Source organism: Streptococcus mitis, from assembly GCF_047459985.1.
Classification (GTDB): domain Bacteria; phylum Bacillota; class Bacilli; order Lactobacillales; family Streptococcaceae; genus Streptococcus; species Streptococcus mitis_DZ.
The window spans coordinates 23,498-49,394 of record NZ_JASHHD010000007.1 but is presented as its reverse complement, the minus strand read 5'-3'; the positions used below and the strand labels follow the sequence as shown (position 1 = coordinate 49,394).

Annotated in this window: 30 protein-coding genes, 1 tRNA gene and 1 pseudogene; 18 read left to right on the top strand and 14 right to left on the bottom strand. The window is 42.0% G+C overall.

Annotated features, from left to right (window positions below; genetic code table 11):
* Positions 1-24: 24 nt before the first annotated feature.
* The 3 genes from QM959_RS05620 to QM959_RS05610 form a co-directional block, all read right to left on the bottom strand.
* A complete protein-coding gene (locus tag QM959_RS05620; protein ID WP_414371967.1) occupies positions 25-540 on the bottom strand; it encodes a DUF308 domain-containing protein in 516 nt (171 codons plus the stop codon).
* A 354-nt stretch (positions 541-894) separates the two neighbouring features.
* A tRNA-Lys gene (locus QM959_RS05615) sits at positions 895-967 on the bottom strand.
* Positions 968-1,231: 264 nt separating this feature from the next.
* Positions 1,232-2,503: a replication-associated recombination protein A gene (locus tag QM959_RS05610; RefSeq protein WP_414371965.1), complete on the bottom strand. Its 1,272-nt coding sequence runs from the start codon at positions 2,501-2,503 to the stop codon at positions 1,232-1,234.
* Positions 2,504-2,618: 115 nt separating this feature from the next.
* Here QM959_RS05610 and QM959_RS05605 point away from each other — a divergent pair, with 115 nt between their 5' ends.
* The 6 genes and pseudogenes from QM959_RS05605 to pepF all read left to right on the top strand — a co-directional run bounded on the left by QM959_RS05605 (position 2,619) and on the right by pepF (position 7,821).
* Positions 2,619-3,089: a DUF3013 family protein gene (locus tag QM959_RS05605; RefSeq protein ID WP_414259732.1), complete on the top strand. Its 471-nt coding sequence runs from the start codon at positions 2,619-2,621 to the stop codon at positions 3,087-3,089.
* 55 nt (positions 3,090-3,144) lie between these two features.
* The gene (locus QM959_RS05600; protein WP_247934889.1) at positions 3,145-3,687 is read left to right on the top strand and encodes a hypothetical protein; all 543 of its coding nucleotides are present in this window, start codon (positions 3,145-3,147) and stop codon (positions 3,685-3,687) included.
* A 49-nt stretch (positions 3,688-3,736) separates the two neighbouring features.
* Positions 3,737-4,171 (top strand): annotated as a pseudogene (locus QM959_RS05595) (NUDIX hydrolase).
* Positions 4,172-4,309: 138 nt separating this feature from the next.
* Positions 4,310-5,260, top strand: coding sequence for a 50S ribosomal protein L11 methyltransferase (gene prmA / locus QM959_RS05590; RefSeq protein ID WP_414371963.1), 951 nt, complete (start codon positions 4,310-4,312; stop codon positions 5,258-5,260).
* Position 5,261: 1 nt separating this feature from the next.
* Positions 5,262-6,005: a 16S rRNA (uracil(1498)-N(3))-methyltransferase gene (locus QM959_RS05585; protein ID WP_414371960.1), complete on the top strand. Its 744-nt coding sequence runs from the start codon at positions 5,262-5,264 to the stop codon at positions 6,003-6,005.
* Positions 6,006-6,015: 10 nt separating this feature from the next.
* A complete protein-coding gene (pepF, locus tag QM959_RS05580; RefSeq protein WP_414371958.1) occupies positions 6,016-7,821 on the top strand; it encodes an oligoendopeptidase F in 1,806 nt (601 codons plus the stop codon).
* A 152-nt stretch (positions 7,822-7,973) separates the two neighbouring features.
* Here the strand turns inward: pepF and QM959_RS05575 are convergent, their stop codons facing one another.
* Entirely contained in the window at positions 7,974-8,738 is a 765-nt protein-coding gene (locus tag QM959_RS05575; RefSeq protein ID WP_000048146.1) for a (S)-acetoin forming diacetyl reductase, read from the bottom strand.
* 273 nt (positions 8,739-9,011) lie between these two features.
* Between QM959_RS05575 and QM959_RS05570 the strand changes: the two genes are divergently transcribed.
* Positions 9,012-9,803 (top strand): DUF2785 domain-containing protein, encoded by a 792-nt coding sequence (locus tag QM959_RS05570; RefSeq protein WP_414371956.1) that lies wholly within the window; start codon positions 9,012-9,014, stop codon positions 9,801-9,803.
* 108 nt (positions 9,804-9,911) lie between these two features.
* Entirely contained in the window at positions 9,912-10,580 is a 669-nt protein-coding gene (locus tag QM959_RS05565; RefSeq protein ID WP_414371955.1) for an MIP/aquaporin family protein, read from the top strand.
* 217 nt (positions 10,581-10,797) lie between these two features.
* Here QM959_RS05565 and queF read toward each other — a convergent pair whose 3' ends face one another.
* The 7 genes from queF to QM959_RS05530 form a co-directional block, all read right to left on the bottom strand.
* Positions 10,798-11,289, bottom strand: coding sequence for a preQ(1) synthase (queF, locus tag QM959_RS05560; protein ID WP_414371953.1), 492 nt, complete (start codon positions 11,287-11,289; stop codon positions 10,798-10,800).
* A gap of 18 nt (positions 11,290-11,307) precedes the next feature.
* A complete protein-coding gene (queE, locus tag QM959_RS05555; protein WP_414371951.1) occupies positions 11,308-12,024 on the bottom strand; it encodes a 7-carboxy-7-deazaguanine synthase QueE in 717 nt (238 codons plus the stop codon).
* Complete coding sequence (gene queD / locus QM959_RS05550) at positions 12,017-12,460, bottom strand: 6-carboxytetrahydropterin synthase QueD (RefSeq protein WP_000464575.1); 444 nt, start codon at positions 12,458-12,460, stop codon at positions 12,017-12,019. Before queD ends, queE begins: the two co-directional genes overlap by 8 nt.
* Entirely contained in the window at positions 12,460-13,113 is a 654-nt protein-coding gene (gene queC, locus QM959_RS05545) for a 7-cyano-7-deazaguanine synthase QueC (RefSeq protein ID WP_247934899.1), read from the bottom strand. The genes queD and queC overlap by 1 nt, the downstream gene beginning before the upstream one ends.
* A gap of 201 nt (positions 13,114-13,314) precedes the next feature.
* Positions 13,315-13,629 carry a thioredoxin gene (gene trxA, locus QM959_RS05540; protein WP_001029581.1) on the bottom strand — a complete coding sequence of 105 codons (315 nt, stop codon included), beginning with the start codon at positions 13,627-13,629 and terminating at the stop codon, positions 13,315-13,317.
* A 15-nt stretch (positions 13,630-13,644) separates the two neighbouring features.
* On the bottom strand, positions 13,645-13,866 hold the full coding sequence (locus QM959_RS05535; protein WP_000570255.1) for a DUF4649 family protein: 222 nt from the start codon (positions 13,864-13,866) through the stop codon (positions 13,645-13,647).
* Between the two features lie 99 nt (positions 13,867-13,965).
* The gene (locus QM959_RS05530; protein ID WP_414371949.1) at positions 13,966-14,346 is read right to left on the bottom strand and encodes a MarR family winged helix-turn-helix transcriptional regulator; all 381 of its coding nucleotides are present in this window, start codon (positions 14,344-14,346) and stop codon (positions 13,966-13,968) included.
* A 282-nt stretch (positions 14,347-14,628) separates the two neighbouring features.
* Here QM959_RS05530 and QM959_RS05525 point away from each other — a divergent pair, with 282 nt between their 5' ends.
* Positions 14,629-15,003, top strand: coding sequence for a CidA/LrgA family protein (locus QM959_RS05525; protein ID WP_000781327.1), 375 nt, complete (start codon positions 14,629-14,631; stop codon positions 15,001-15,003).
* Entirely contained in the window at positions 15,000-15,695 is a 696-nt protein-coding gene (locus QM959_RS05520) for an LrgB family protein (protein ID WP_414371946.1), read from the top strand. Before QM959_RS05525 ends, QM959_RS05520 begins: the two co-directional genes overlap by 4 nt.
* A 32-nt stretch (positions 15,696-15,727) precedes the next feature.
* Here QM959_RS05520 and QM959_RS05515 read toward each other — a convergent pair whose 3' ends face one another.
* The 3 genes from QM959_RS05515 to QM959_RS05505 are packed head-to-tail and all read right to left on the bottom strand — an operon-like array spanning position 15,728 to position 17,576.
* Positions 15,728-16,495, bottom strand: a complete 768-nt coding sequence (locus tag QM959_RS05515) for a hypothetical protein (protein WP_414371944.1) — start codon at positions 16,493-16,495, stop codon at positions 15,728-15,730.
* A gap of 15 nt (positions 16,496-16,510) precedes the next feature.
* Positions 16,511-17,206, bottom strand: coding sequence for an ABC transporter ATP-binding protein (locus tag QM959_RS05510; protein WP_414371942.1), 696 nt, complete (start codon positions 17,204-17,206; stop codon positions 16,511-16,513).
* Between the two features lie 4 nt (positions 17,207-17,210).
* Entirely contained in the window at positions 17,211-17,576 is a 366-nt protein-coding gene (locus QM959_RS05505) for a GntR family transcriptional regulator (RefSeq protein WP_000119149.1), read from the bottom strand.
* A gap of 139 nt (positions 17,577-17,715) precedes the next feature.
* On the opposite strand from QM959_RS05505, the gene nrdR reads away from it, so the two are divergent.
* The 8 genes from nrdR to secA all read left to right on the top strand — a co-directional run bounded on the left by nrdR (position 17,716) and on the right by secA (position 25,838).
* The gene (gene nrdR / locus QM959_RS05500) at positions 17,716-18,189 is read left to right on the top strand and encodes a transcriptional regulator NrdR (RefSeq protein ID WP_001203672.1); all 474 of its coding nucleotides are present in this window, start codon (positions 17,716-17,718) and stop codon (positions 18,187-18,189) included.
* The gene (locus tag QM959_RS05495; RefSeq protein WP_414371940.1) at positions 18,190-19,359 is read left to right on the top strand and encodes a DnaD domain protein; all 1,170 of its coding nucleotides are present in this window, start codon (positions 18,190-18,192) and stop codon (positions 19,357-19,359) included.
* Entirely contained in the window at positions 19,360-20,256 is an 897-nt protein-coding gene (dnaI, locus tag QM959_RS05490) for a primosomal protein DnaI (protein WP_414371938.1), read from the top strand.
* Positions 20,253-20,966: an NADPH-dependent oxidoreductase gene (locus QM959_RS05485; RefSeq protein WP_414371936.1), complete on the top strand. Its 714-nt coding sequence runs from the start codon at positions 20,253-20,255 to the stop codon at positions 20,964-20,966. Before dnaI ends, QM959_RS05485 begins: the two co-directional genes overlap by 4 nt.
* Positions 20,967-20,979: 13 nt before the next feature.
* On the top strand, positions 20,980-22,290 hold the full coding sequence (gene der / locus QM959_RS05480; protein ID WP_045762664.1) for a ribosome biogenesis GTPase Der: 1,311 nt from the start codon (positions 20,980-20,982) through the stop codon (positions 22,288-22,290).
* A gap of 80 nt (positions 22,291-22,370) precedes the next feature.
* Positions 22,371-22,706 (top strand): hypothetical protein, encoded by a 336-nt coding sequence (locus tag QM959_RS05475; RefSeq protein ID WP_414371934.1) that lies wholly within the window; start codon positions 22,371-22,373, stop codon positions 22,704-22,706.
* Positions 22,707-22,891: 185 nt separating this feature from the next.
* Positions 22,892-23,179, top strand: a complete 288-nt coding sequence (locus QM959_RS05470; protein WP_414371933.1) for a hypothetical protein — start codon at positions 22,892-22,894, stop codon at positions 23,177-23,179.
* A 145-nt stretch (positions 23,180-23,324) separates the two neighbouring features.
* Positions 23,325-25,838 carry a preprotein translocase subunit SecA gene (gene secA / locus QM959_RS05465; protein ID WP_414371931.1) on the top strand — a complete coding sequence of 838 codons (2,514 nt, stop codon included), beginning with the start codon at positions 23,325-23,327 and terminating at the stop codon, positions 25,836-25,838.
* Positions 25,839-25,897: the final 59 nt, after the last annotated feature.

Sequence of the window (25,897 nt, the reverse complement as noted above, 5' to 3'; positions counted from 1 at the left end):
AATATGCCCAAAATGGCAGCTAGATTATTTACGAAAGGCATCAAGGATATAGGTGAAACCAACAATTAAAAATGCAAAGGCAACGACATAAACGACAAAGACACTTGTAGCTACTGGATTGAACAAAATCACTAGACCTAGTAAAAATGCAAGCAACGCTATCCACATGATATGGTTGCCAATAATAGGGAAAATCAATCCCAGACGATTGCCTTTAAAGAAAACTATAATGGCTTCTACAATTAACCAAATTCCTAAAATAGTTGGAATGACAACTGGCAGCGTCACAAAGCCATAGGCAACGAGGTAAAGAGCCAAGAGAAGATTAACAATCCCTTGGAAAAGATGAGCTGGTGAGCGAAGCACTTTTGGTACAGAGAAATAGCCTAAAATAGCTGCTATAGAAGCAACCAGTAAACCAAATGCAATCCACCAGCTGTAAGCAACAAGATTAGCTACTGGGTCTGTAAATAGAAAGAGTGCTAAAAGGACAAAAACAACTCCTGCAAGGAATAGCAGTAAACGATTAGAAAATTTCATTTCAATACCCCCTATATAGTATAGTATAGTTTGATAATAAAAATATTATACACCTTTTTAGAGGAAATATCAATAAACAAAATGGAAAATTTGGAAGTTTCAGTCTGATTTATGAAAAGAAAATCAGTTTTTATTATTTTGAAAATAAAAAGAGAAGATAAAATTTGTCTTCTCTACATGAAAATATTGTATGGAATCAAAGCAAAAGTAACTGGCTTTACACTATTTGTAAAGATGTAATTTGATTCAAAAAGAAAAGATAGATTTAAAATGTGGGACAAATGATGGGGTAAATCAGTTATAGACAAGCAAAAAAAGCCTTGATTTACAAGGCTTTTTCCTGTTGTATTTAGATGCCCCCTACAGGGATCGAACCTGTGACCCACGGATTAAGAGTCCGCTGCTCTGCCAGCTGAGCTAAGGAGGCAAAGAAAAAAGCTGTATTGGTGCCGAAACTTCACGGTTTGTATTGAACCCGCGCAATTAAGCAGGTGGGCAACTCGCTCTAACTGAAGCTGTTTCCGTGTGAGACGGCCTACATGCTGTTAGAAGACTTTTGTTTCCCTAATAATACAAAAAATAGTCGGTCAACACTTAAGTGTGAAGTCGTACACCACAGCGTTTCTATGTTTATATAATACCACTTTTTCAAAAAAAATCAAGAGGAAAGTGCAATTTTTTGAAAAGGATTTCAGATTTTTCGCAAACGGTCGATAGCTTCCTTTCTTTGAGCCAAAGCCCGTTCATATTTACCAGTATCTTCTGCTTGGAAATAGTGATGATTACGAATTTTTTCTGGTAGATAGTCTTGCTTGACCCAATTTCCAGGATAGTTGTGTGGATAGAGATAGTCTTGGGCATTCCCCAGTTCCTTGCTTCCACTGTAGTGCCCATCACGCAGGTGTCGCGGAATAGGCAAGTGCCCTGATGTTTTGAGGTCGGCAAGAGCCTTATTCATAGCTACATAGGCTGAGTTGGATTTTGGAGAAAGGGCCAAATCAATGACGACATTGGCAATGAGAATGCGGGCTTCTGGGAACCCAATCTTTTGGGCAGCATCCAGAGCAGTCACGGTGTGAATCTGAGCTTCAGGATTGGCTAAGCCGATATCTTCATAAGCGATAACAGTCAAACGACGAGCGAGACTTGGCAAGTCACCAGCCTCTATCAAGCGAGCAGCATAGTGGAGGCTAGCGTCGACATCTGACCCGCGGATAGACTTTTGGAGGGCAGAAAGAACATCATAGTGTCCGTCTCCATCCTTGTCCATAGTGATGTAGCTTCTCTGAAGACTATTTTCCATGATATCCAGTGTAATATGGTGGATACCTTTGTCATTAGCTGGAGTGGAGAGAACTGCCAAGTCCAGGGAGTTAAAAGCAGAACGGAGGTCACCGTTGGTAGATGTTGCGATAAAATCAAGGGCATCATCATCTAATTCAACAGGGAAATCAAAACCTCGTTCAGGATCTGTCAGGGCTATTTGGATGGCCTCTTTGACATCTTGGTTGGATAGAGGTTCCAACTCAAAAATTTGAACTCGGCTACGAATGGCTGGGGTAACAGAAAAGAAAGGATTTTCAGTCGTAGCACCAATCATGATGACCAGTCCACTTTCCAAAAGAGGCAAGAGAAAGTCTTGCTTGGTCTTGTCAAGACGGTGGATCTCGTCTAATAGCAGTACAAGGCCACCTGAGAATTTAGCTTCTTCAGCAATCTCTTGGAGACGTTTTTTACTATCAACAGTGGCATTGAAGGTTCGAAAGGCATATTTGGTCGTTCCAGCGATGGCTGAAGCGATACTGGTCTTACCGATTCCTGGTGGCCCGTAGAGAATCATGGAGGATAAGCGGTTAGCCTCCACCATGCGACGGATGATTTTTCCTGGGCTTACCAGATGCTCTTGACCGATGACCTGGTCGATGGTTTTGGGGCGCATACGAAGCGCGAGATTGTCTGGCATAGCAGTCCTTTCTAACATGGATTTTCTGATGTATATGTGGTAATATGGTAGTATCTATTTTAGCATATTTCCGAGTATTCGGGGCGATTTAAGAGTCGTATAGAAAGAGGACAACATGGCAACATACGGATTTTTAGATGTTTTACAAGAAGAATTGGACAAGAACTTTCCTTTTGACTATGAGATTAGCTGGGATAAGCGCAATCATGCAGTTGAAGTGAGTTTTTTGCTAGAGGCACAAAATCCTGCAGGAGTGGAGATGCTAGATGAGGACGGAGAGGTGTCGTCAGACGATATTCTCTTTGAAGAAGCAGTCCTCTTTTACAATCCTGCTAAGTCAACAGTTAATGAAGAAGACTATTTGACGGTTATTCCTTACCTGCCTAAAAAAGGTTTTTCTCGTGAATTTTTAGCTTATTTTGCGCTATTTCTCAAAGATACTGCAGAGGTTGGATTAGATGCCCTCATGGACTTTTTGGAAGACCCAGAAGCAGAAGAATTCGTCATGGAATGGAACCAAGAAGTCTTTGAAGAAGGAAAAGCAGGCTTGGAAGAGGGAGAATTTTATCCTTATCCGAGGTATTAGAAAAGATTCTAAGTGGACATTTTTAAATAATGAATTCAAGGAGAAGGGGGAGACTATGCTAGAAAAAGTCAAACAGTTTTTCAGGAGAAGGTCAGCTAAAACTGAGCCGTCAGTTGATATTCTTCCCCGCAATCGCTTTGCGGATCTGGATTTCGAGAGAGTATTGAAATCAGGAGCTCGTCGCCTTGTTAATGAGGAAGGACGCTATGCTGAGGATGGGAAAATCACAGAACTTGAATTTCCTGAAGATTTTGAGGAATTTGAATTTCTAGTTGGTTTTAAGACGGAGGAAGAAGAGCAGTTTCAGCAACTATTAGCTCGTTTGAATAGTTTTGACAATGCCATTCAGTCCCATTTGGAAAGTGAGTTGCAACAACCCATCCCTCAGTATGCTAAGGATCTCGGCTATACTCAGAAGAAGTGGGAAAGGACATTTTACTTCCATCCTTGGATATTAAGTTTTGAGGAAAACCCGCCTAATCTTCGCTATGTTGCAGATTATGTAAATGATGAGTTTACGGTTTATTTTGCTAAAAAACATGGTAGATGGCAGGCGTACTGGGATGTAGAGTGCCAAAAAGTAATCGAAGAAAACTAGCTTGTATTTTCTTAGAGAGTAATTATTATCATAGAAAAGAGTAAATATCATGGAATTATTGGATAGCAGAATGGATTTTACAGGCTCTAAGATTGCCTTGATTTGTGGGGGTAAGGTTTTGACTATCTTACGTGATGACAAGGACGATATCCTTTGTCCCAACATGTGAGATTTGCCAGGTGGTGGCCGTGAAGGGGATGAAAGTCCTTTTGACTGCGCTCAGCGTGAAGTCTATGAAGAACTAGGAATTCATCTAACTGAAGAGTGCCTGCTTTGGAGTAAAGTATACTCAAGTGTGCTTTTTGAGGGGAAGCAGTCGGTCTTTATGGTTGGTCAGCTAAGTCAAGATCAGTTTGACAGTATCGTATTTGGAGATGAAGGGCAGGCCTATCAGCTGATGAAAGTTGAGGAATTTCTTACTTCCAGTCAAGTTATACCTCAGTTGCAGAGAAGATTGAGGGATTATTTAAAAGTAAGTGATTAGAAAGGATGGTTCAGTTAAATTTCTAAACTGAACTCGCCCTAAACACTGTGACAAAAAAGATAAACTTCTCATAGACACAAGCGTCTTCAGAGAAGTTCCTATTTTGGCTTTGTGTTTTACGGGCTTGGTATCTTAATTATGGAAACATGGCAAGAGTTAAAAGTTACAGTTAAGCGCGAGGGAGAGGAGCTGGTCTCTAATCTCCTGATTGAGTTAGGCGCCCAAGGTGTTGCAATCGAAGACAGCATGGACTATGTGGGAAATGTGGATCGCTTTGGTGAGATTTTCCCTGAGGTTGAGCAACAGGAAGAAATCGTGGTGACAGCCTACTATCCTGATACGGTTGATATAGCAGTGGTTGAGGCAGATTTGCAGGCTCACTTAGCAGAATTGACAGATTTTATGGATCTGGGAGAGGTCAAGATGGGGACAACTGCCTTGGCTGAGGAAGATTGGGCGGACAATTGGAAGAAATACTATGAACCAGCTCGTATTACTCATGATTTGACCATCGTGCCGTCTTGGACAGACTATGAGGCGACTGCTGGAGAAAAGATTATCAAGCTGGATCCAGGAATGGCATTTGGAACTGGAACCCACCCAACGACCAAGATGAGCCTTTTTGCCTTGGAGCAGGTTCTCCGTGGTGGTGAGACGGTACTAGATGTGGGGACTGGTTCAGGGGTTCTTTCCATTGCTAGCTCGCTACTTGGTGCTAAAGAAATTTTTGCCTATGACCTGGACGATGTGGCGGTTCGAGTCGCTCAGGAAAATATTGAGCTCAATCCTGGTATGGAAAACATCCATGTAGCAACAGGAGACTTGCTTAAGGGTGTTGAGATTGAGGCAGATGTTATCGTGGCTAATATCTTGGCAGATATTCTCATTCACCTGACAGAGGATGCTTATCGTTTGGTCAAGGATGAAGGCTACCTGATCATGAGTGGGATTATTAAGGATAAGTGGGACATGGTGCGCGAATCGGCTGAGTCAGCTGGATTTTTCCTTGAAACCCATATGATTCAAGGCGAATGGAATGCCTGTGTTTTCAAGAAGACCAAGGATATTTCAGGTGTGATTGGAGGCTAGCATGCAACAGTATTTTGTCAAAGGCAGTGCAGTCTCACCTGTCACCATCAAGGACAAGGAAACCAGCAAGCATATGTTTCAGGTTATGCGCTTGAAAGAAGATGATGAAGTGACCTTGGTCTTTGATGATGGGATCAAGCGCTTGGCGCGCGTGCTAGATGTGGAGGCTCGTCAGTTGGAGCTAGTTGAGGAATTAGCTGATAATGTAGAACTGCCAGTCCAAGTGACCATCGCATCTGGATTTCCCAAGGGAGATAAGCTGGAGTTTATCACGCAAAAGGTGACTGAGTTAGGTGCTAGCCAAATCTGGGCCTTTCCTGCCGACTGGTCCGTTGCCAAGTGGGACGGCAAGAAATTGGGTAAAAAGGTTGAGAAACTAGAAAAAATCGCCCTTGGAGCAGCAGAGCAAAGCAAGCGTAATCTGGTTCCAAGTATTCAGCTTTTTGAAAGGAAAGCAGATTTTCTAACACAACTGAGCCAGTTTGACCGCATCGTGGTGGCTTATGAAGAGTCGGCTAAAGAAGGAGAATCAGCCGCACTTATACAAGCAGTTGCTGGACTGGAAAAAGGAGCTAAATTGCTCTTTATCTTTGGTCCAGAAGGTGGTCTCTCACCTGCAGAAATCGAGAGTTTTGAAGTTAAAGGAGCAGTCTTGGCAGGTCTTGGTCCTCGTATTTTGCGAGCAGAAACAGCACCGCTTTATGCCCTGTCAGCCCTTAGTGTTTTATTAGAATTAGAGAAATAAGAGGAAGAAAATGGAACAAAAACACCGTTCAGAATTTCCTGAAAAGGAACTTTGGGATTTGACAGCCCTATACCAAGACCGTGAGGACTTCTTACGTGCGATAGAGAAGGCGCGTGAAGACATCAATCAATTTAGCCGTGACTACAAGGGCAATCTTCACACTTTTGAAGATTTCGAGAAGGCCTTTGCGGAATTGGAACAAATCTACATTCAGATGAGTCATATTGGAAATTACAGCTTTATGCCTCAGACGACGGACTATAGCAATGAAGATTTTGCCAATATCGCCCAGGCTGGGATGGAGTTTCAAACAGATGCCAGTGTAGCCTTGACTTTCTTTGATGACGCCTTGGTGGCAGCAGACGAGGAAGTCTTGGACCGTTTGGGTGACTTGCCACATTTGACTGCAGCCATTCGTCAAGCCAAAATCAAAAAAGCCCACTATCTTGGGGCTGATGTGGAGAAGGCCTTGACCAATCTGGGTGAAGTTTTCTACAGTCCACAGGATATCTATACTAAGATGCGAGCTGGTGACTTTGAAATGGCCGATTTTGAAGCTCATGGCAAAACCTACAAAAACAGCTTTGTTACTTATGAGAATTTCTATCAAAATCACGAGGATGCTGAGGTTCGTGAGAAATCCTTTCGTTCTTTCTCAGAAGGACTTCGTAAGCACCAAAATACGGCTGCGGCAGCCTATCTTGCTCAGGTTAAATCTGAAAAACTGTTGGCAGATATGAAGGGATATGACTCCGTCTTTGACTATCTTTTAGCTGAGCAAGAAGTAGACCGTGCTATGTTTGATCGTCAGATTGATCTCATCATGAAGGACTTTGCGCCAGTTGCTCAGCGATATCTCAAGCATGTTGCCAAGGTGAATGGTCTTGAAAAGATGACCTTTGCAGACTGGAAATTGGACTTGGACAGCGCCCTCAATCCTGAAGTGACTATTGACGATGCCTATGATTTGGTCATGAAGTCGGTAGAACCTTTGGGGCAAGAATATTGTCAGGAAGTTGCTCGTTATCAAGAAGAGCGCTGGGTGGACTTTGCTGCCAATAGCGGCAAGGATTCTGGTGGCTATGCAGCTGATCCATACCGTGTGCATCCTTATGTTCTCATGAGCTGGACAGGTCGTTTGAGCGATGTTTATACCTTGATTCATGAAATCGGGCATTCTGGTCAATTTATCTTTTCAGACAATCACCAAAGCTATTTTAACGCCCACATGTCGACCTACTATGTTGAAGCGCCGTCAACCTTCAATGAATTGCTTCTTAGTGACTACTTGGAGCACCAATCTGACGACCCACGTCAAAAACGATTCGCTCTTGCACACCGCTTGACAGATACCTACTTCCATAACTTTATCACCCACCTCTTGGAAGCAGCCTTTCAACGTAAGGTTTATACACTGATTGAAGAAGGGGAAACCTTTGGAGCAAGCAAACTCAACAGCATTATGAAGGAAGTTTTGACAGATTTCTGGGGAGATGCTATTGAGATTGATGATGATGCGGCTTTGACTTGGATGCGCCAAGCTCACTACTACATGGGCTTGTATAGCTATACTTACTCTGCAGGTCTTGTAATCTCGACAGCTGGCTATCTCCATTTGAAAAATTCAGAAACTGGAGCTGAAGACTGGCTCAATCTTCTCAAGTCTGGTGGTAGCAAGACACCACTTGAGTCAGCCATGATTATCGGAGCGGATATTTCAACAGATAAACCACTCCGTGATACCATTCAATTCTTGTCTGATACGGTTGACCAGATTATCGCCTATAGTGCCCAGTTGGGGGAATTGGAAGTCTAGGGTAAGAGATATCTTTGGATAATGATAAAGATATAGAATGTACTTCATTTTATATGCTTTAAAAATAAAATTCTAGAACAAAAAAGATTCCTATCTAGAATCGCCAGATATTAAAAGAGGTTGGATCATTTTCCAACCTCTTTTTATGAATCTTAATGGAATTGCATACCACCATCAACGATAATGGTTTGGCCTGTAATGTAGTTTGAATCTGGTCCAGCAAGGAAGCTAACTGCTGCAGCTACATCTTCTGGTTCAGATAGACGTTTCAATGTAATATCTTTTGCGAATGTTTGCATACCCCACTCGTCATCTTTTCCTGCATTTTTTCCAACTTCATGAGCGATATCATACATCATTGGTGTTTTAACGATACCTGGAGCATAGGCGTTGACAGTGATACCTGACTCTGCTAAATCACGCGCCAATGTTTGAGTGATTCCACGAACGGCGAATTTTGTACCACCGTAAACAGTCAAGTTTGGATTTCCGACAACACCTGCTTGAGAAGTAGCATTGATGATTTTACCACCGTGACCAAGTGCTTTAAATTGAGCTTGAGCAGCTTGTGCTCCCCAAATCACGCCACCGACGTTAATAGCAAATGTGCGAGCAAATTGTTCCTCTGTAATTGTATCCAGAGGTGTAGTAGGAGCGACACCGGCGTTGTTTACAACAACGTTCAAGTCTCCGAAATGATCCACAACTTTTTGGAAAGCTGCAGCAACTTCTGCTTGTTTAGATACATCAGCTACAACAGCAAAAGCTTTATCTGCTGACAATTCAGCAACTGCTTTTTCAGCTGTTTCAGCGTTGTAGTCTAAAACCCCAACTTTAAAACCATCTTGAACCAAGCGTTTTGCGATTGCAAAACCGATCCCTTGACCTGCACCTGTAACGATAGCTACTTTAGACATATGATTCCTCCTCGGTATCCGTGATACCATTCAAACGTTCATAAAAGAACAGCAAAAGGTTTATAAGTGAGTCGTGATAGGTTTCTAAAAGAAGTCCTATCACGTTTCAGTATACACCTTTGTGAAATTTGTGTCAAACAAATACCTACTTTTTGGAAAAAATCAACCCTCTAAGAGTGAAAAAATATCTGAGACTAACCTATTTATCTTTTATAATGATGATAGCTAGAAAAGAATGTTGTATAATATATTTGTATGATTGGAGGTATGCAAATGTATCCAGAATTGAAAAGAAAAATAGCAGAAGAAAAACCGAGCTATCGTCAAGAAGAACTCATGTGGTTGCTTGAGCACTTAGGGGATCCCAATCCAGATATTCGTGATGAATTGGTTTTTACCAGTCTGGCTAGGGGGATTCAAGAAGAGTTATTTACGCAGGAACAATTTCAGTTTATCGCTGCTAGGATTGTTTCTGATGATGGTCTAGATAAAGAGATTGATAAGACAGGAACTTCAACTCTTGAACGTTCTTTTAAGGCACTTATTTATGCAAATCTCTTATCAGCTGATGGTAATGAACAGTCTCTTTTTTATCAAGTGTTGCAAACTGATATCAGAAATACGATGCTCGATCAAGGGTTGCATTACCTTGAAAAAGAAGAGGATACGACAGGTTTTTCAAGTCAATATGGTTGGGTGCATGCTTTTGCTCATGGGGCTGATCTTTTGACTGAAGTTGTTTGTCATCCAGACTTTCCTAAAAACAGAGTTCATGAAGTATTTGACATACTTGGCCAACTATTTAAAAGAATTACGGTTCGATTTATAGATGATGAGGACTGGCGCTTGGCCAGAGTCCTTTACGAACCTATTTTGCAAGGAAAAGTGGAGCAAGCGACACTGACTTCTTGGATAAAGTCACTTGATTTCCCGATAGAAGAGAGGGAAGATTTTTATAAATTTTCCAATTTCAGATCCTGTTTATTAGAAGTCTATGTCCAACTTGACCAGAGAAATAGTTTACAAGATGATTTGAAAGAAGCTATCCAGTCTTTTCAATACTAGGGCTTAGATAATAGTTCTATGATTTTCAAAAACTTTCCAAGCAATTTTCTTGAAACCCTTTCCTTCTTCTGATAGACTAATACATAGTTTGAAAAAAGGAGACTAAAAATGAAAAAATTTGTTGCTGAATTAATCGGTACATTTATGCTTGTGTTCATCGGAACAGGAGCTGTTGTTTTTGGAAATGGTGTTGAAGGACTTGGACACCTTGGAATTGCTCTTGCTTTTGGTTTGGCAATCGTAGTCGCAGCCTTCTCAATCGGAACTGTTTCAGGTGCTCACTTGAACCCAGCTGTTTCTATCGCTATGTTTGTGAACAAACGTTTGTCATCTTCAGAGCTTGTAAACTACATTCTTGGTCAAGTGGTTGGTGCTTTCCTTGCATCTGGAGCTGTATTGTTCCTCTTGGCGAACTCAGGTATGTCAACTGCAAGTCTTGGTGAAAATGCCTTGGCAAATGGTGTAACTGTCTTTGGTGGTTTCTTGTTTGAAACAATCGCAACATTCTTGTTTGTTTTGGTCATCATGACTGTAACATCAGCAAGCAAAGGGAATGGTGCAATCGCTGGTTTGGTCATCGGTTTGTCATTGACAGCTTTGATTCTAGCTGGCTTGAACATTACTGGACTTTCAGTAAACCCAGCTCGTAGCTTGGCTCCAGCTGTCTTGGTAGGTGGAGCAGCCCTTCAACAAGTTTGGATTTTCATCCTTGCACCAATCGTTGGTGGAGTTCTTGCAGCTCTTGTTGCTAAAAACTTCCTTGGAACTGAAGAATAATTGAAACTCAAAAAGCCTTGCTCCTCAGCTTGAGGAACAGGGCTTTTTTGTATCATACTCTTCGAAAATTTCTTCAAACCACGTCAGCTTCCATCTGCAACCTCAAAACAGTGTTTTGAGCTGACTTCGTCAGTCTTATCTATAACCTCAAAGCAGTGCTTTGAGCAGCCTGCGGCTAGCTTCCTAGTTTGCTCTTTGATTTTTATTGAGTATGAGTTTAACGGTTGTCAATTTTCTCTGGATAAAGATCGTGTTGGAAGAGGCGTTGTTCTGCCAATCCTTCATACTTGGTTCCAGGTCTACCGTAGTTGTAGTAAGGGTCAATTGAAATGCCACCACGAGGTGTAAATTTCCCCCAAACCTCTAAATAGCGAGGGTCTAGCAAGTTGACCAAATCTTTCCCGATGGTGTTGATACAGTTTTCGTGAAAATCCCCATGATTTCGGTAACTAAAGAGGTAGAGTTTGAGGGATTTTGACTCGACACAGAGCTTGTCAGGAATGTAGGAAATATAAATTGTTGCAAAGTCTGGCTGAGCGGTAATTGGACAAAGTGAGGTAAATTCAGGGCAGTTGAATTTGATGAAATAGTCATTTTCCACATGACGATTGTCAAAGGATTCGAGGACTTCTGGTTGATAGTCAAAGATGTAGGTTGTTTCTTTATTGCCCAGTAGGCTTAGGTTTTTCATTTCTTTTTGTTGTGACATGATTTTTTCTTTCTAATCTTAAACACCGCGTTGGTTATCGTAGAGGAGGGTATGGAGTTGGGGAAGGACGCGAACATTGCCCCAGCTATCGTCAGCAGCGACGCATTCCCAGAGTTCTTTGAGGCGGTCTAGTTGGTCTTGGACAATATTGCCTGTAGCCTTGGGCTCAGGATTTCCCGCCGATAAGAAGAGGACATCTGGTTGGTAGCGTTCTTGAATTCCTTTGGCAAAGGCTAGATCTGCATCATCAAAGACAGGGATTTTAAAGGTGACCTTGTCTGGGTCTAGTTGAGAAACGATAAAGTCCAAGGTCTCAAAGTTGACTTCCATCTTGGATGAAGGAGGCTTGGGACTCAAGGTGACCTGGTCGATGTCTTTCAACCAATGTTGCCAGCGGGAGCCTTGGGTTTCAACGGCAAGAGTAACACCACGTTGCTTGAGCTTGGTGACTAACTCGGTCATGTTGGCAGCTAGGATGGCTGGATTTCCACCAGACAGGGTTACATAGTCATAGCTTCCTAGTTTGTCTAACTCAGCGATGACTTCATCAGCTGTCATGCGAGTAGGTTTCTCAGAACCATCCCAAGTAAAGGCAGAATCGCACCAGTCGCAGTGGTAGTCGCAACCTGCAGTGCGGACAAACATGGTTTTCTGGCCGATAGCACGACCTTCACCTTGAAATGTTGGGCCAAAAATTTCTAGAACTGGTAATTTAAGTACACGTTCCCTAGTCATCTAACCACTCCCGTCTAAACTCCGCAAAGGCAGTCGGAGTTTCATAGAGGCGAACATATTCCAAACGGAGACCACGCTCATCTGGCAACTCTTGGCTCATGGTTTGGAAAATCCAGTAAACCATATTTTCAGCAGTCGTATTCATATAGGGCAGGGTTTCATTGAGATAACGATGATCCAAGTGGGGCTCTAAGTAGTTCTTGTAGATAGCTTTGATATCTCCAAAATCGTAGGTCATGCCACGTTCATCTAAAAATCCACTGACAGCAATCTGCAGATGATAGGTGTGGCCGTGCAGGGATTTGCATTTTCCTTCATAGTGAAAGAGATGGTGGGCAGCATCGAAGGTAAATTCTTTTGATACTAAGGTTCTGTGAGGATTGTAGACAAGCGATTCCCCAGTTTCCTGTTTGATTTCTTTAGGTGCAAAAAACATTAGGACTCTCCTTTCTGTGAGAGATAAACATCTAGACCATGTTGACGTAGGTGGCAGGCTGGGCAATCTCCACAGCCGCTTCCGATAATCCCGTTGTAGCAGGTTAGAGTTTTTTCACGAACATAGTCAAAGGCACCGAGTTGGTCAGCCAATTCCCAAGTTTCAGCTTTATCTAGCCACATGAGAGGTGTTTGGATAACGAAGTCGTAATCCATGGCAAGGTTGAGGGTGACATTGAGGGATTTGACAAAGACATCACGGCAGTCAGGGTAGCCTGAGAAGTCTGTTTCACAGACACCTGTCACGATGTCTTTAATGCCTCGTTGTTTGGCAAGAACTGCCGCAAAGGACAAAAAGAGGTGGTTGCGACCGTCAACAAAGGTATTGGGAACCTCTCCCTCTTTTTGCTCAATTTCCAGATCAGAGGTCAGGGCATTTTCAGTGATTTGCCCCAGCAGAGACATATCTAAGATGTGATGACGAATACCTTGTTCCTTAGCGATTTCTCTAGCAACTTGAATTTCGAGATGATGGCGTTGGCCGTAGGCAAAGGTGACGGCTTCGACAGTTTCATAGTGTTCTTTAGCCCAAAAGAGGCAGGTTGTAGAATCTTGACCGCCACTAAAGACGACCAAGGCTGATTGACGTTTCATAGTACTCCTTCCAAAATGGGAAATGTTCAGAGCACGCAAAAAGCTCCCTTGAGGGAGCTAAAAAATACCAAGTAGAGGTTTTTTTTAGCGATGGCATGTCCCAAACATCGTAATATTCTACCTACAGTCTAGCATATTTTTTGAAAAATGGCAAAGGGCAAGAAAAAAGAGACCAAATAATGTACTTGGTCTCTAGTGTGATTAGCTCAATTCAGCAACGATGGCCTTGATTTGTTCTGCTGTATGCACACCAGCAACTTGTTTCACAACTTGGCCGTCTTTTTTGAAGAGAAGAGTTGGGATAGACATGATTCCAAAAGCACGAGCTGTGTTTGGATTTTCATCAACGTCCATTTTAACGATTTTCAAGACATCTTCTGAAAGTTCTTCAGACAATTTGTCCAAGATTGGACCTTGCATACGACATGGACCACACCAAGTTGCCCAGAAGTCTACCAAGACCAAACCGTCTTTTGTTTCTTGTTCGAATGTTGCATCTGTAATTGCTTTTGCCATTGTATTTCTCCTTTTTTAGTTATATTGGCTTAAATCTTGTTTCTTGAGATAGAAGAAGATATCTCCGTAAGTTCCATGGTAGTCCAAATCATGACCGTTGTAAGTCAATTTTTGAACAGGGTAGTAGTCTGCGACGCCGATAAGACAAGCTTGTTGTGAACGATCAAAGTCTTCATAAGACTCGAAAGTTACAGTTCTTTCGTTCTTGCTGGCATCTAGATAGGTAATTTCAATCATGTTTAAAACTCCTTTGTTTAATGATGACTTTATTTTACTCCTTGTAAAAGAGAATGTCAAGAAAAATGATTGCGCACGCAAGTTTTTTTCAAAGTCATCTTAAACCCAGAAATCTAAACCAGTTTCCAAGCTTTCTTCGACAGCCTTTTGTAGAGAGGTCAGTGTCTTTTGCCCATCACTTGTCAGGCAGATAAAACTAGAGCGTCGATCTTGATCACAACACCTGCGACTAAGCAGACCGCAATTTTTGGCTTCCAAGCGAGCCACCATCCGAGAAACAGCGCTCGGGCTCAGATGAAGTTTATCTGGCAGGTCAATCTGGCGTAGAGATTTTTCTTGAGCCAAGTCCAGATAGTAGAGCAGGTAAAACTCTTTCAAGGTCAGACTTTGCTCGCTCTGCTGGGCAATTGTCTCTTCCAAGAGACTTTCAATTTCTTTCTGACGCCGATTGAAGTCAAACCATTTTTCCAAGTAGGTCATAGTATCTCCTTTCTTTTTAGAGTTGTAAATAGAAGAAAGTCCATTCACGGACAGTCTCTGTATCACAAGATGATTGCGCATGCAATAATTATACTACTTTTCAAGAATGCTGGCAAGAAGGACGCTGAAATCTTGTATCCTACATCATGCCTGTTTTCACTAGTTTTTAATTGTCTGTATCCCCTTTCTTCTCTAATTTTCAATAACTCTTGTGCATTTCCTTGAAATTTTCTGAAAAAAGAGTAAACTGGTATGCAAGAAGTCTATTTCGTGGAGTTTAGGATGAAATTATATGTTCAATTAATGATTCTCTTTGTGATTTCTCTAATCGGAGAGGGAATCTCCAGTTTCTTTCATCTGCCCATCCCAGGCAGTATTATCGGCTTGATCATTCTCTTTCTAGCCCTGCAATTCAAGTGGCTGAGAACTAGACATGTCAATATGGTGGGGAATTTCTTGCTGGCCAATATGACCATTCTCTTTTTGCCACCAGCAGTGGGAATTATGGAGAAGTTTGATGTGATTGCTCCTTATCTCTTGCCCATCGTTTTGATTGTCTTTTTTGCAGCAGTCATCAATATTATCCTCATAGCCGTGGTAGTTCAGTTCATCAAGAGACGGTTTGAGGGAGATTATGAGAAAGGAGATGCCAAATGAGTGAATTTGTTTCCAATCCCCTGTTTGGGCTTGCCCTGTCCATCCTAGCTTATCTAGTGGGGATGTTGATTTACAGACGTTTTCCCCATCCTTTGACAACACCCTTACTTTTGTCAGCTGTTTTCATTATCATCTTTCTAAAGGTGACGGGCATTTCTTACCAAGATTACTACCAAGGTGGAGTTTATCTGAACAACTTGATTGTCCCATCGACAGTGGCTTTGGGGATTCCGCTTTATAAGAGTTTTCATCTGATGAAGCACCATGCTCGAAGTATTCTCTTTGGTAGTCTGCTAGCAGTAGTTGTCAATACCTCTTTCACAGCCCTTGTGGCTAAGATTTTTGGTATGGATTTCTTCTTGGCGATTTCGCTTTTCCCAAAGTCTGTAACGACCGCCATGGCAGAGGGAATCACAGAAAAATTGCAAGGTTTGACGACTGTGACCGTGGTAGTTGTAGTAGCGACTGGGATTTTAACCAGTGTCATCGGGCCAACACTCTTGAAGTGGCTAAAAATTGAGGATCCAGTAGCCACAGGTCTTGCTCTTGGAGGAACTGGTCACGCAGTTGGAACAGGAACTGCCTTTCGCTATGGAGCTGTAGCGGGGGCTATGGGAGGACTAGCCATCGGTGTTACAGGTATTCTCTACGTATTTGTCAGTCCGATCGTAGCCAATTTGATCTTGAGTTAACGCAAAAACCCAGCTTTTTAGCTGGGCATTTTTTATTGCAAATTAACCTTGTTTCTCAAGATATAGTAGGTTCCGAGATAAAAGATAGCTATGAATATGAGTTCTTCAACAATGCTTATGCTTGCACCCATATAGAAATTATCATTAAATCCTGCAAGTGAATTGACATAGAAGTTAGCACTGGTATTGAAGAAGACTTCTATAATTCCAATGACGATTCGAATTCCAATGTAGGCTACAATAGCGAGTGCTGTACGGTATTCATTGAACAGTTGTCCAATAGAAATGGCCAAGTAAATGCAGAGGATTCCTGAGATTGTACTAAGCAGGAAGGATAAGACAGTAAGACCAAAGCCGGTAAAATGTTCTCCAACAAATGACAGAAGAGTAGAAAGTTGAACTTCATCAGAATTTGTTGACAGTAAGATAATATAGATACATAGGAGTAAGACAGCAGTGCTAATCAACGACCAGATAAAGGCACCGATTAGTTTGGCTGTGATGATATGGTGTTCGGAAACTGGCAAGGTCAAAGTCAGATAACCTTGTCGGTCATAGACACTACCTTTAAAGCGTTTAATGATTAAGAAAAGAGTTGAAATTCCAAGTGTAAGCATCAAGCCACCAAAGACTGTAGCTAGAAAAAATAGCATAGTAGCCTGACTTTCTTGGTAAGGTAGATTTTTAAAGCCTTGTGTCTGTATCCCGATAAGGGCAGAAAGGATGAGCACGGCAGCGTAAAGGGCTAAGTACCACTTGTTAACATTTTTAAATTCGTAGCGAACTAAATTCCAAAACATAATAATCTCCTTTGCTTAGGCCTTAAATTCCTGACGGAAGAGTTGGTCAATGGATTCACCTGACTCATAGCGAATATCATCTACGTTTCCTTGACGGACGACTTTTCCATCTTTGAGGAAGACAATTTCATCCAAGATTGGCTCTATATCAGAAATCAAGTGGGTAGAAATCAAAACGGTAGAAGTCGGAGAGTAGTTGTTGATAATGGTATTGAGGATATACTCACGGGCTGCTGGGTCCACCCCACCAATGGGTTCGTCCAAAACGTAGAGACGAGCATCACGGCTCATAACCAAAATCAGTTGGACCTTTTCCTTGTTTCCTTTTGATAATTTCTTTAAGCGACTATTTTCATCAATGCCTAGGTCTGCAAGTAGATGATGGGCGCGTTCAAGATTGAAATCTTTATAGAAGGTCTTGAAGTAGGTTAGGGCTTCTTTGACCTTCATTTGCTCATTGAGATAGGTCGTATCCGGCAAATAAGCTACGATGGCCTTGGTTGCTGGGCTTGGATCCATATCGTTGATAAGGACGCGTCCTTGATCTGGTTGCAAGAGGCCATTGATTAGTTTAATCAGGGTTGTTTTTCCTGAGCCGTTTGGCCCAAGAAGACCGACGATTTTTCCAGATGGGATGTCAAGGGAAACATTTTCAAGGGCTGGTGTTGCTCCATAAGATTTGGATACATTTTCAAATGCTAGTAATGACATAGGCTTAAACTCCTTTAATATAATCTCCAACTACGCCTGGTAGTTCTTCTTTTTCATAGCCAAAATGGGTCATGGAGGAAACGAAGTGTTCCAATTCTTCTTCTGATAATTGTTTGCGCGATTGGGCGATTAGCTCCTTATCCTCAGTTACAAACCGTCCAGTTGTTCGCTTGCTATAGACAAATCCTTCTCGTTCAAGGTCTGACAAGGCTCTTTGGATGGTGTTTGGATTAACACCCGCCTCGCTTGCTAGCTCTCTCACGGTTGGAAGTTGTTGATTGGGTTCCAGTGTATGGGAGACAATCTGAAGCTTGATTTTCTCCATAATCTGTAAATAAATGGGTTTTTTGTTGTCAAACGTCCAGGACATCTTGGTCTCCTTTCTTTTATCCTTTTGTCTTAATTAAATAATACAACAAAACAAAAAACTTGTCAAGCAAAAAGAAGAATTGTTTTGGGAATCGCTTAAAAAATGGTATAATGAAAAGAAAACGATAAGGAGGGAAAGGATGCGTTGTCCAAAATGTGGGGCTACCAAGTCAAGTGTTATCGATAGTCGCCAAGCAGAAGAAGGGAACACCATTCGTAGAAGACGTGAGTGCGATGAATGCCAGCACCGTTTTACAACCTACGAACGAGTAGAAGAAAGAACCTTAGTGGTTGTTAAAAAAGATGGCACACGGGAACAATTCTCTAGAGATAAAATCTTTAATGGGATTATCCGCTCAGCCCAGAAACGTCCTGTGTCAAGTGATGAAATCAACATGGTAGTCAATCGTATCGAACAGAAACTCCGTGGTCGAAATGAAAATGAAATTCAAAGCGAGGACATTGGTTCCCTCGTCATGGAGGAGTTGGCTGAATTAGACGAGATTACCTATGTGCGTTTTGCCAGTGTCTATCGTAGTTTTAAGGATGTCAGTGAGTTAGAGAGCTTGCTCCAACAAATCACCCAGTCCTCTAAAAAGAAAAAGGAAAGATAAATGAAGCCAATTGACCGTTTTTCTTATCTAAAGAATAATCGGGTGTCGCAAGATACCTCATCTCTGGTACAGTGCTACCTCCCGATTATCGGTCAGGAGGCACTGAGCCTTTATCTTTATACAATCAGTTTTTGGGACAATGGTAGAAAGGAATACCTCTTTTCAAGCATTCTCAACCATCTCAACTTTGGGATGGATAGACTGATAAAATCTCTGAAAATCCTATCTGCTTTCAATCTCTTGACCCTCTATCAAAAGGGGGACGTTTATCAGCTAGCCCTCCATGCTCCCCTTTCAAGTCAAGACTTCTTGGAGCATCCTGTTTATCGCAGACTCTTGGAGAAAAAGATTGGCGATGCAGCTGTGGAGGATTTGAAAGCTGAGAGTGCTGATGGTGAAGCAATACCTGTCTCACTCAATCAAGTCTTTCCAGACTTGGCAGAACTAGGCAGTCAAGAAGACCTTGGTCTCAAGAAGAAAGTGGCCAACGATTTTGACTTGGACCATTTTCGTCAATTTATGGCTCGAGATGGGCTTCGTTTTGCGGATGAACAGTCCGATGTCTTAAATCTCTTTGCCATTGCCGAAGAAAAGAAATGGACTTGGTTTGAAACTTATCAATTGGCCAAGTCAACAGCTGTTTCCCAGGTTATTTCAACCAAACGCATGCGGGAAAAAATTGCTCAAAAACCGGTTACCTCTGACTTTAGTCCTAAGGAAGCAACCATTATCAAAGAAGCCAAAAGTAAGACTGCCCTGCAGTTCTTGGCAGAAATCAAACAAACACGCAAGGGGACCATTACCCAAACAGAAAGAGAACTCTTGCAACAGATGGCTGGCTTGGGCTTGCTGGACGAAGTCATCAATATCATTCTCTTATTGACCTTTAATAAGGTAGATTCAGCAAATATCAATGAGAAATATGCCATGAAGGTAGCCAATGACTATGCCTATCAAAAGATTCATTCGGCAGAAGAGGCAGTCTTGCGCATCCGTGAGCGAGGGCAGAAGAGTCAGGCTCAAAAAAGCAGTAACCCTAGTCCTGCTAAGTCCAATGTACCCAAGTGGAGCAATCCAGATTATAAAAATGAAACCAGCGAAGAAACTCGCTTAGAACTAGAACGTAAGAAAAAAGAAATGTTAGCTCGATTAGAAAAAGGAGGAGACTAGATGGAAAGTGTCGGAGACGTACTCAAGCGTCAACCAAGCCGATTTCAGTATCAGGATTTGGTCCAGCAAATTGTGAAAGACCCTGATGTTGCGGCCTTTATCCAGAAAGAATCTCTCAGTCAGGAGGAGTTGAACCGTAGTATTTCCAAGTTTAACCAATACATCACTGAGAGAGATAAGTTCCTCCGAGGAGATACAGACTATATCGCGCGTGGTTACAAGCCTATCCTAGTCATGAACCATGGCTATGCAGATGTCTCTTATGAAGAAACTCCGGAGCTAATCGCGGCAGAAAAAGAAGCGGCGATTAAAAACCGTCTCAAGCTAATCAATCTTCCAGCTAGTCTTAAAAAAGCTAGCCTAGCTCAAGTTGATTTAGATGATTTGGGGCGCTTGTCCGTTTTTGAAAAGCTCCTAGCCTTTGTGGAGCAATATCCAGCTATTCGAAAAGGTCTGTACTTATATGGAGATTTTGGTGTGGGTAAAAGTTTCATGGTGGCTGCCCTAGCCCATGATTTGTCAGAAAAACGTGGCGTTTCATCAACTCTCCTCCACTATCCTAGTTTTGTCATCGATGTCAAAAATGCCATCGGTGATGGCAATGTTAAGGCCTTGGTGGATGAGATTAAGCTGGCTGAAGTCTTGATTTTTGATGATATTGGTGCTGAGCAATCAACACCTTGGGTGCGAGATGAAGTCTTACAAGTGATTCTTCAATATCGTATGCAAGAAGATTTACCGACCTTCTTTACTTCCAACTTCAATTTTGAAGATTTGGAAAAACATTTTGCAAAAGGCAAGAACGGAAATGACGAAACTTGGGAAGCCAGACGTGTCATGGAACGTATCCGTTACCTTGCTGAAGAAACACAACTAAAAGGAGAAAACCGTCGATGACAGAAACTACAACATTAATGAAGTCCCACTCTTCAGTACGTCGCTTTAAGGAACAAGAAATTCCTCAAGCTGACCTAACTGAAATTTTAACTGCCGCACAAATGGCCTCTTCTTGGAAAAACTTCCAATCTTATTCTGTGATTGTTGTAAGAAGCCAAGAAAAGAAAGAAGCTTTGTATGAGCTGGTTCCTCAGGAAGCGATTCGTCAGTCTGCTGCCTTCCTTCTCTTTGTAGGAGATTTAAACCGTGCAGAAAAAGGAGCCCGTCTTCATACGGATGTTTTCCAACCTCAAGGGGTGGAAGGACTCCTCATCACTTCAGTAGATGCTGCGCTTGCTGGGCAAAATACCTTGCTTGCGGCAGAAAGCCTAGGCTACGGAGGAGTGATTATCGGTTTGGTGCGTTACAAGTCTGTTGAATTAGCAGAATTGTTCAAGCTTCCTGACTATACCTATCCAGTATTTGGGATTGCACTAGGTGTGCCAAATCAAAAGCATGATGTAAAACCAAGATTGCCACTTGAGAATGTTGTCTTTGAGGAAGAATACCAAGAACAGTCAACGGAGGCTATTGAAGCCTATGACCGTGTACAGACTGAATATGCAGGTGCGCGTGCGACTACAACTTGGAGTCAACGTTTGGCAGAGCAATTCGGCAATCCAGAACCAAGCTCAACTCGAGAAAATCTTGAGCAGAAGAAGTTATTGTAGAAAGTGAGAGAACATGGCCTTACCAACTGTTGCCATTGTGGGACGTCCCAATGTTGGGAAATCAACCCTATTTAACCGTATCGCGGGAGAGCGCATCTCAATCGTAGAAGATGTTGAAGGTGTAACGCGAGATCGTATCTATGCCACAGGTGAGTGGCTCAATCGTTCTTTTAGTATGATTGATACTGGAGGGATTGACGATGTCGATGCGCCTTTCATGGAACAAATCAAGCACCAGGCAGAAATTGCCATGGAAGAAGCAGATGTTATCGTCTTTGTCGTGTCAGGTAAAGAAGGAATTACAGATGCGGACGAATACGTTGCCCGTAAACTTTATAAAACTCATAAACCAGTTATCCTAGCCGTTAACAAGGTTGACAATCCAGAGATGCGAAATGATATCTATGATTTCTATGCTCTTGGATTGGGCGAACCTCTACCAATTTCATCTGTTCACGGTATCGGGACAGGGGATGTGCTGGATGCTATTGTGGAAAATCTCCCGCATGAAGTTGAAGAAGAAAATCCAGATGTTATTAAATTCAGCTTGATTGGACGTCCAAATGTTGGAAAATCTAGCTTGATCAATGCCATTTTGGGAGAAGATCGCGTCATTGCCAGCCCTGTCGCTGGTACTACTCGTGATGCCATTGACACTCATTTTACAGATGCTGACGGTCAAGAGTTTACCATGATTGATACTGCTGGTATGCGTAAGTCTGGTAAAGTCTATGAAAATACAGAGAAATACTCTGTCATGCGTGCTATGCGTGCTATTGACCGTTCAGATGTAGTCTTGATGGTCCTCAATGCCGAGGAAGGCATCCGTGAGTATGACAAGCGTATCGCTGGATTTGCCCACGAAGCTGGTAAAGGGATGATTATCGTGGTCAACAAGTGGGATACACTTGAAAAAGACAACCACACCATGAAAAACTGGGAAGAGGATATCCGTGAGCAGTTCCAATACCTGCCTTACGCACCGATTATCTTTGTATCAGCTTTGACCAAGCAACGTCTCCACAAGTTGCCTGAGATGATTAAGCAAATCAGCGAGAGTCAAAATACCCGTATCCCATCTGCTGTCTTGAATGATGTGATTATGGATGCTATTGCCATCAATCCAACACCGACCGACAAAGGGAAACGCCTCAAGATTTTCTATGCGACTCAAGTGGCAACCAAACCACCAACCTTTGTCATCTTTGTTAACGAAGAAGAACTCATGCACTTTTCTTACCTGCGTTTCTTGGAAAATCAAATCCGTAAGGCCTTTGTTTTTGAAGGGACTCCAATCCATCTCATCGCAAGAAAACGAAAATAAAAATGTAGAATCTGGAATGACATTTCCAGATTTTTTTGGTAGAATGAAGCTGAAGAAAACGCTATCAAAAGGAGGTGTCGATGAAACATTTGTTTAAATTGATAATATTATTTCCCTGTTTTTACTTTTTCAATTGGATAGACAAAGCTGACAGGGACAGTAAAATTTTCCCAATCCTCTACTATTTTTACTGGTTTTACATCCCCCTCTATGCTCTTTTTAGTCTTGCTTGGACAGTTTTTTCAGTCCTGTTTTTCAATATCGTCTTGAAAAATGTGGCAGACATCAAGTCTTGGGGTGTTTGGCTGTTATTACTACTTATCTCTTTTGCCATTGACTGGTTAACCTATATCTTTTTCAAAAAAATGTTTAGACTAAGACGGGAACTAGGGAAGTCTAAAGTCGGAAGGCATTGATTTATACTCAATGAAAATCAAAGAGCAAACTAGGAAACTAGCCGCAGGTTGCTCAAAGCACTGCTTTGAGGTTGTAGATAAAACTGACTGAGTCAGTATCATATATACGGCAAGGCGACGTTGACGTGGTTTGAATTTGATTTTCGAAGAGTATTATATCGGTTTTTATTTGTAGGAGGTGACTTATGGCACATCTAAAATCATTTATTACACGCTATTCCAAGGTTTATATTGGTTTAGTTCTGCTTATCTGGCTTGCTTTCTTCTTTCTTCCTTGGGGCAGTCCTGTTCTGGGGATAACGATTGACATCTTCATCATACAGAAAGTCTTGCTAGTTTTTGGAATTTTGTCCATTTTGATGGCCTTCTTATCCAAGAAAGTCAGTCTCTTCGTTTTTGGACTTATTTGCTGTCTTTCTCTTTGGATTAATCTATTTATCCTATTTGCTCTTTTGCCGATTTTTGGCAATTAAACAGTCCTAAAAGTCAGAGAGGTTAGCTTGGAAACTAGCCTCTTTTTCCTTTTCAAAATGGGGATTCTTCCTTGAAAATAATCAGTAATTGTGCTAAAATTAAAAGAACATTCTAAAATATTCAGAATTTAAAGTAAGGAAAAAAATGGCAAATTTATTAAAAACAATCATCGAAAATGATAAAGGGGAACTCCGCCGCCTAGAAAAGATGGCTGATAAAGTCCTCAAATATGAAGATGAAATGGCTGCTTTGACAGATGAGCAGTTGCAAGCTAAGACAGAAGAATTTAAGCAACGTTATCAAAATGGTGAAACGCTAGACCAGCTCTTGTACGAAGCCTTTGCAGTTGTACGTGAAGGAGCTAAACGTGTTCTTGGGCTCTTCCCATACAAGGTTCAGGTTATGGGTGGTATCGTTCTTCACCACGGTGACGTTCCTGAGATGCGTACAGGGGAAGGGAAAACCTTGACAGCGACGATGCCAGTATACCTTAATGCCCTTTCAGGGAAAGGTGTCCACGTAGTTACCGTCAACGAATACCTTACAGAACGTGACGCGACTGAGATGGGTGAGTTGTACTCATGGCTTGGTTTGTCAGTAGGGATCAACTTAGCAGCAAAATCTCCAATGGAGAAAAAAGAAGCTTATCTCTGTGACATTACTTACTCAACGAACTCAGAAATTGGTTTCGACTATCTTCGTGATAACATGGTTGTTCGTGCGGAGAACATGGTTCAACGTCCGCTCAACTATGCCTTGGTCGATGAGGTTGACTCTATCTTGATCGATGAAGCTCGTACACCATTGATCGTTTCAGGAGCTAATGCAGTTGAAACAAGCCAACTCTACCATATGGCGGATAACTTTGTGAAGTCTTTGGATAAAGATGACTATATCATTGATATTCAATCTAAGACAATTGGTTTATCTGATTCAGGTATCGACAAGGCTGAAAGTTTCTTCAAACTAGAAAATCTTTATGACATCGAAAATGTGGCTTTGACTCACTTTATCGACAACGCCCTTCGTGCCAACTACATCATGATTCTTGATATCGACTATGTGGTTAGCGAAGAACAGGAAATCTTGATTGTCGACCAATTTACCGGTCGTACCATGGAAGGTCGTCGTTACTCTGATGGCTTGCACCAAGCGATTGAAGCAAAAGAAGGTGTGCCAATCCAAGATGAAACTAAGACTTCAGCATCGATTACCTACCAAAACCTTTTCCGTATGTATAAAAAATTGGCAGGTATGACAGGTACTGGTAAAACGGAAGAAGAAGAATTCCGCGAAATCTACAACATTCGTGTTATTCCAATTCCTACTAACCGTCCAATCCAACGTATCGACCATTCAGATCTTCTATATGCTAGCCTCGACGCAAAATTCAAGGCTGTCGTTGAAGATGTTAAGGCCCGTTACCAAAAAGGTCAGCCTGTCTTGGTAGGTACTGTTGCCGTTGAAACCAGTGATTTTCTATCTAAGAAATTGGTTGAAGCAGGCGTACCTCACGAAGTATTGAATGCCAAAAACCACTATAGAGAAGCTCAAATCATCATGAATGCTGGTCAACGTGGTGCGATTACTATTGCAACCAACATGGCTGGTCGTGGTACCGATATTAAGCTTGGTGAAGGTGTTCGTGAACTTGGTGGACTTTGCGTCATCGGTACAGAACGTCACGAGAGCCGTCGTATTGATAACCAGCTTCGTGGACGTTCAGGTCGTCAAGGGGATCCAGGGGAATCACAATTCTACTTATCACTCGAAGACGATTTGATGAAACGTTTCGGTTCAGAACGCTTGAAGGGAATCTTTGAACGTCTCAACATGTCTGAAGAGGCGATTGAGTCTCGTATGTTGACACGTCAGGTTGAAGCGGCGCAAAAACGTGTCGAAGGAAATAACTACGATACCCGTAAACAAGTCCTTCAATACGATGATGTCATGCGTGAACAACGTGAGATTATCTACGCTCAACGTTATGATGTTATCACTGCAGACCGTGACTTGGCACCTGAAATTCAGTCAATGATCAAACGCACGATTGGTCGTGTCGTTGATGGTCATGCGCGTGCCAAACAAGATGAAAAACTAGAGGCAATTTTGAACTTTGCTAAGTACAACTTGCTTCCAGAAGATTCTATTACGTTGGAAGACTTGTCAGGCTTGTCTGATAAGGCAATCAAGGAAGAACTCTTCCAACGTGCCTTGAAGGTTTACGATAGTCAGGTTTCAAAACTTCGCGATGAAGAAGCAGTGAAAGAATTCCAAAAAGTCTTGATTCTACGAGTGGTAGATAACAAGTGGACAGATCATATCGACGCCCTCGATCAATTGCGTAACGCGGTTGGACTTCGTGGCTATGCTCAGAACAACCCTGTTGTTGAGTATCAGGCAGAAGGTTTCCGTATGTTTAATGACATGATTGGTTCGATTGAGTTTGATGTGACACGCTTGATGATGAAAGCACAAATTCATGAACAAGAAAGACCACAAGCAGAACACCATATCAGTACAACAGCGACTCGCAATATCGCTGCCCACCAAGCAAATATGCCAGAAGATTTGGATTTGAGCCAGATTGGACGGAATGAACTTTGCCCATGTGGTTCTGGTAAGAAGTTTAAAAACTGTCACGGTAAAAGACAATAAAATGAGATAGTTTAGAGGCGGATACCTTGTGAAAAGTAAATTTTTACTTGGTATCCGTT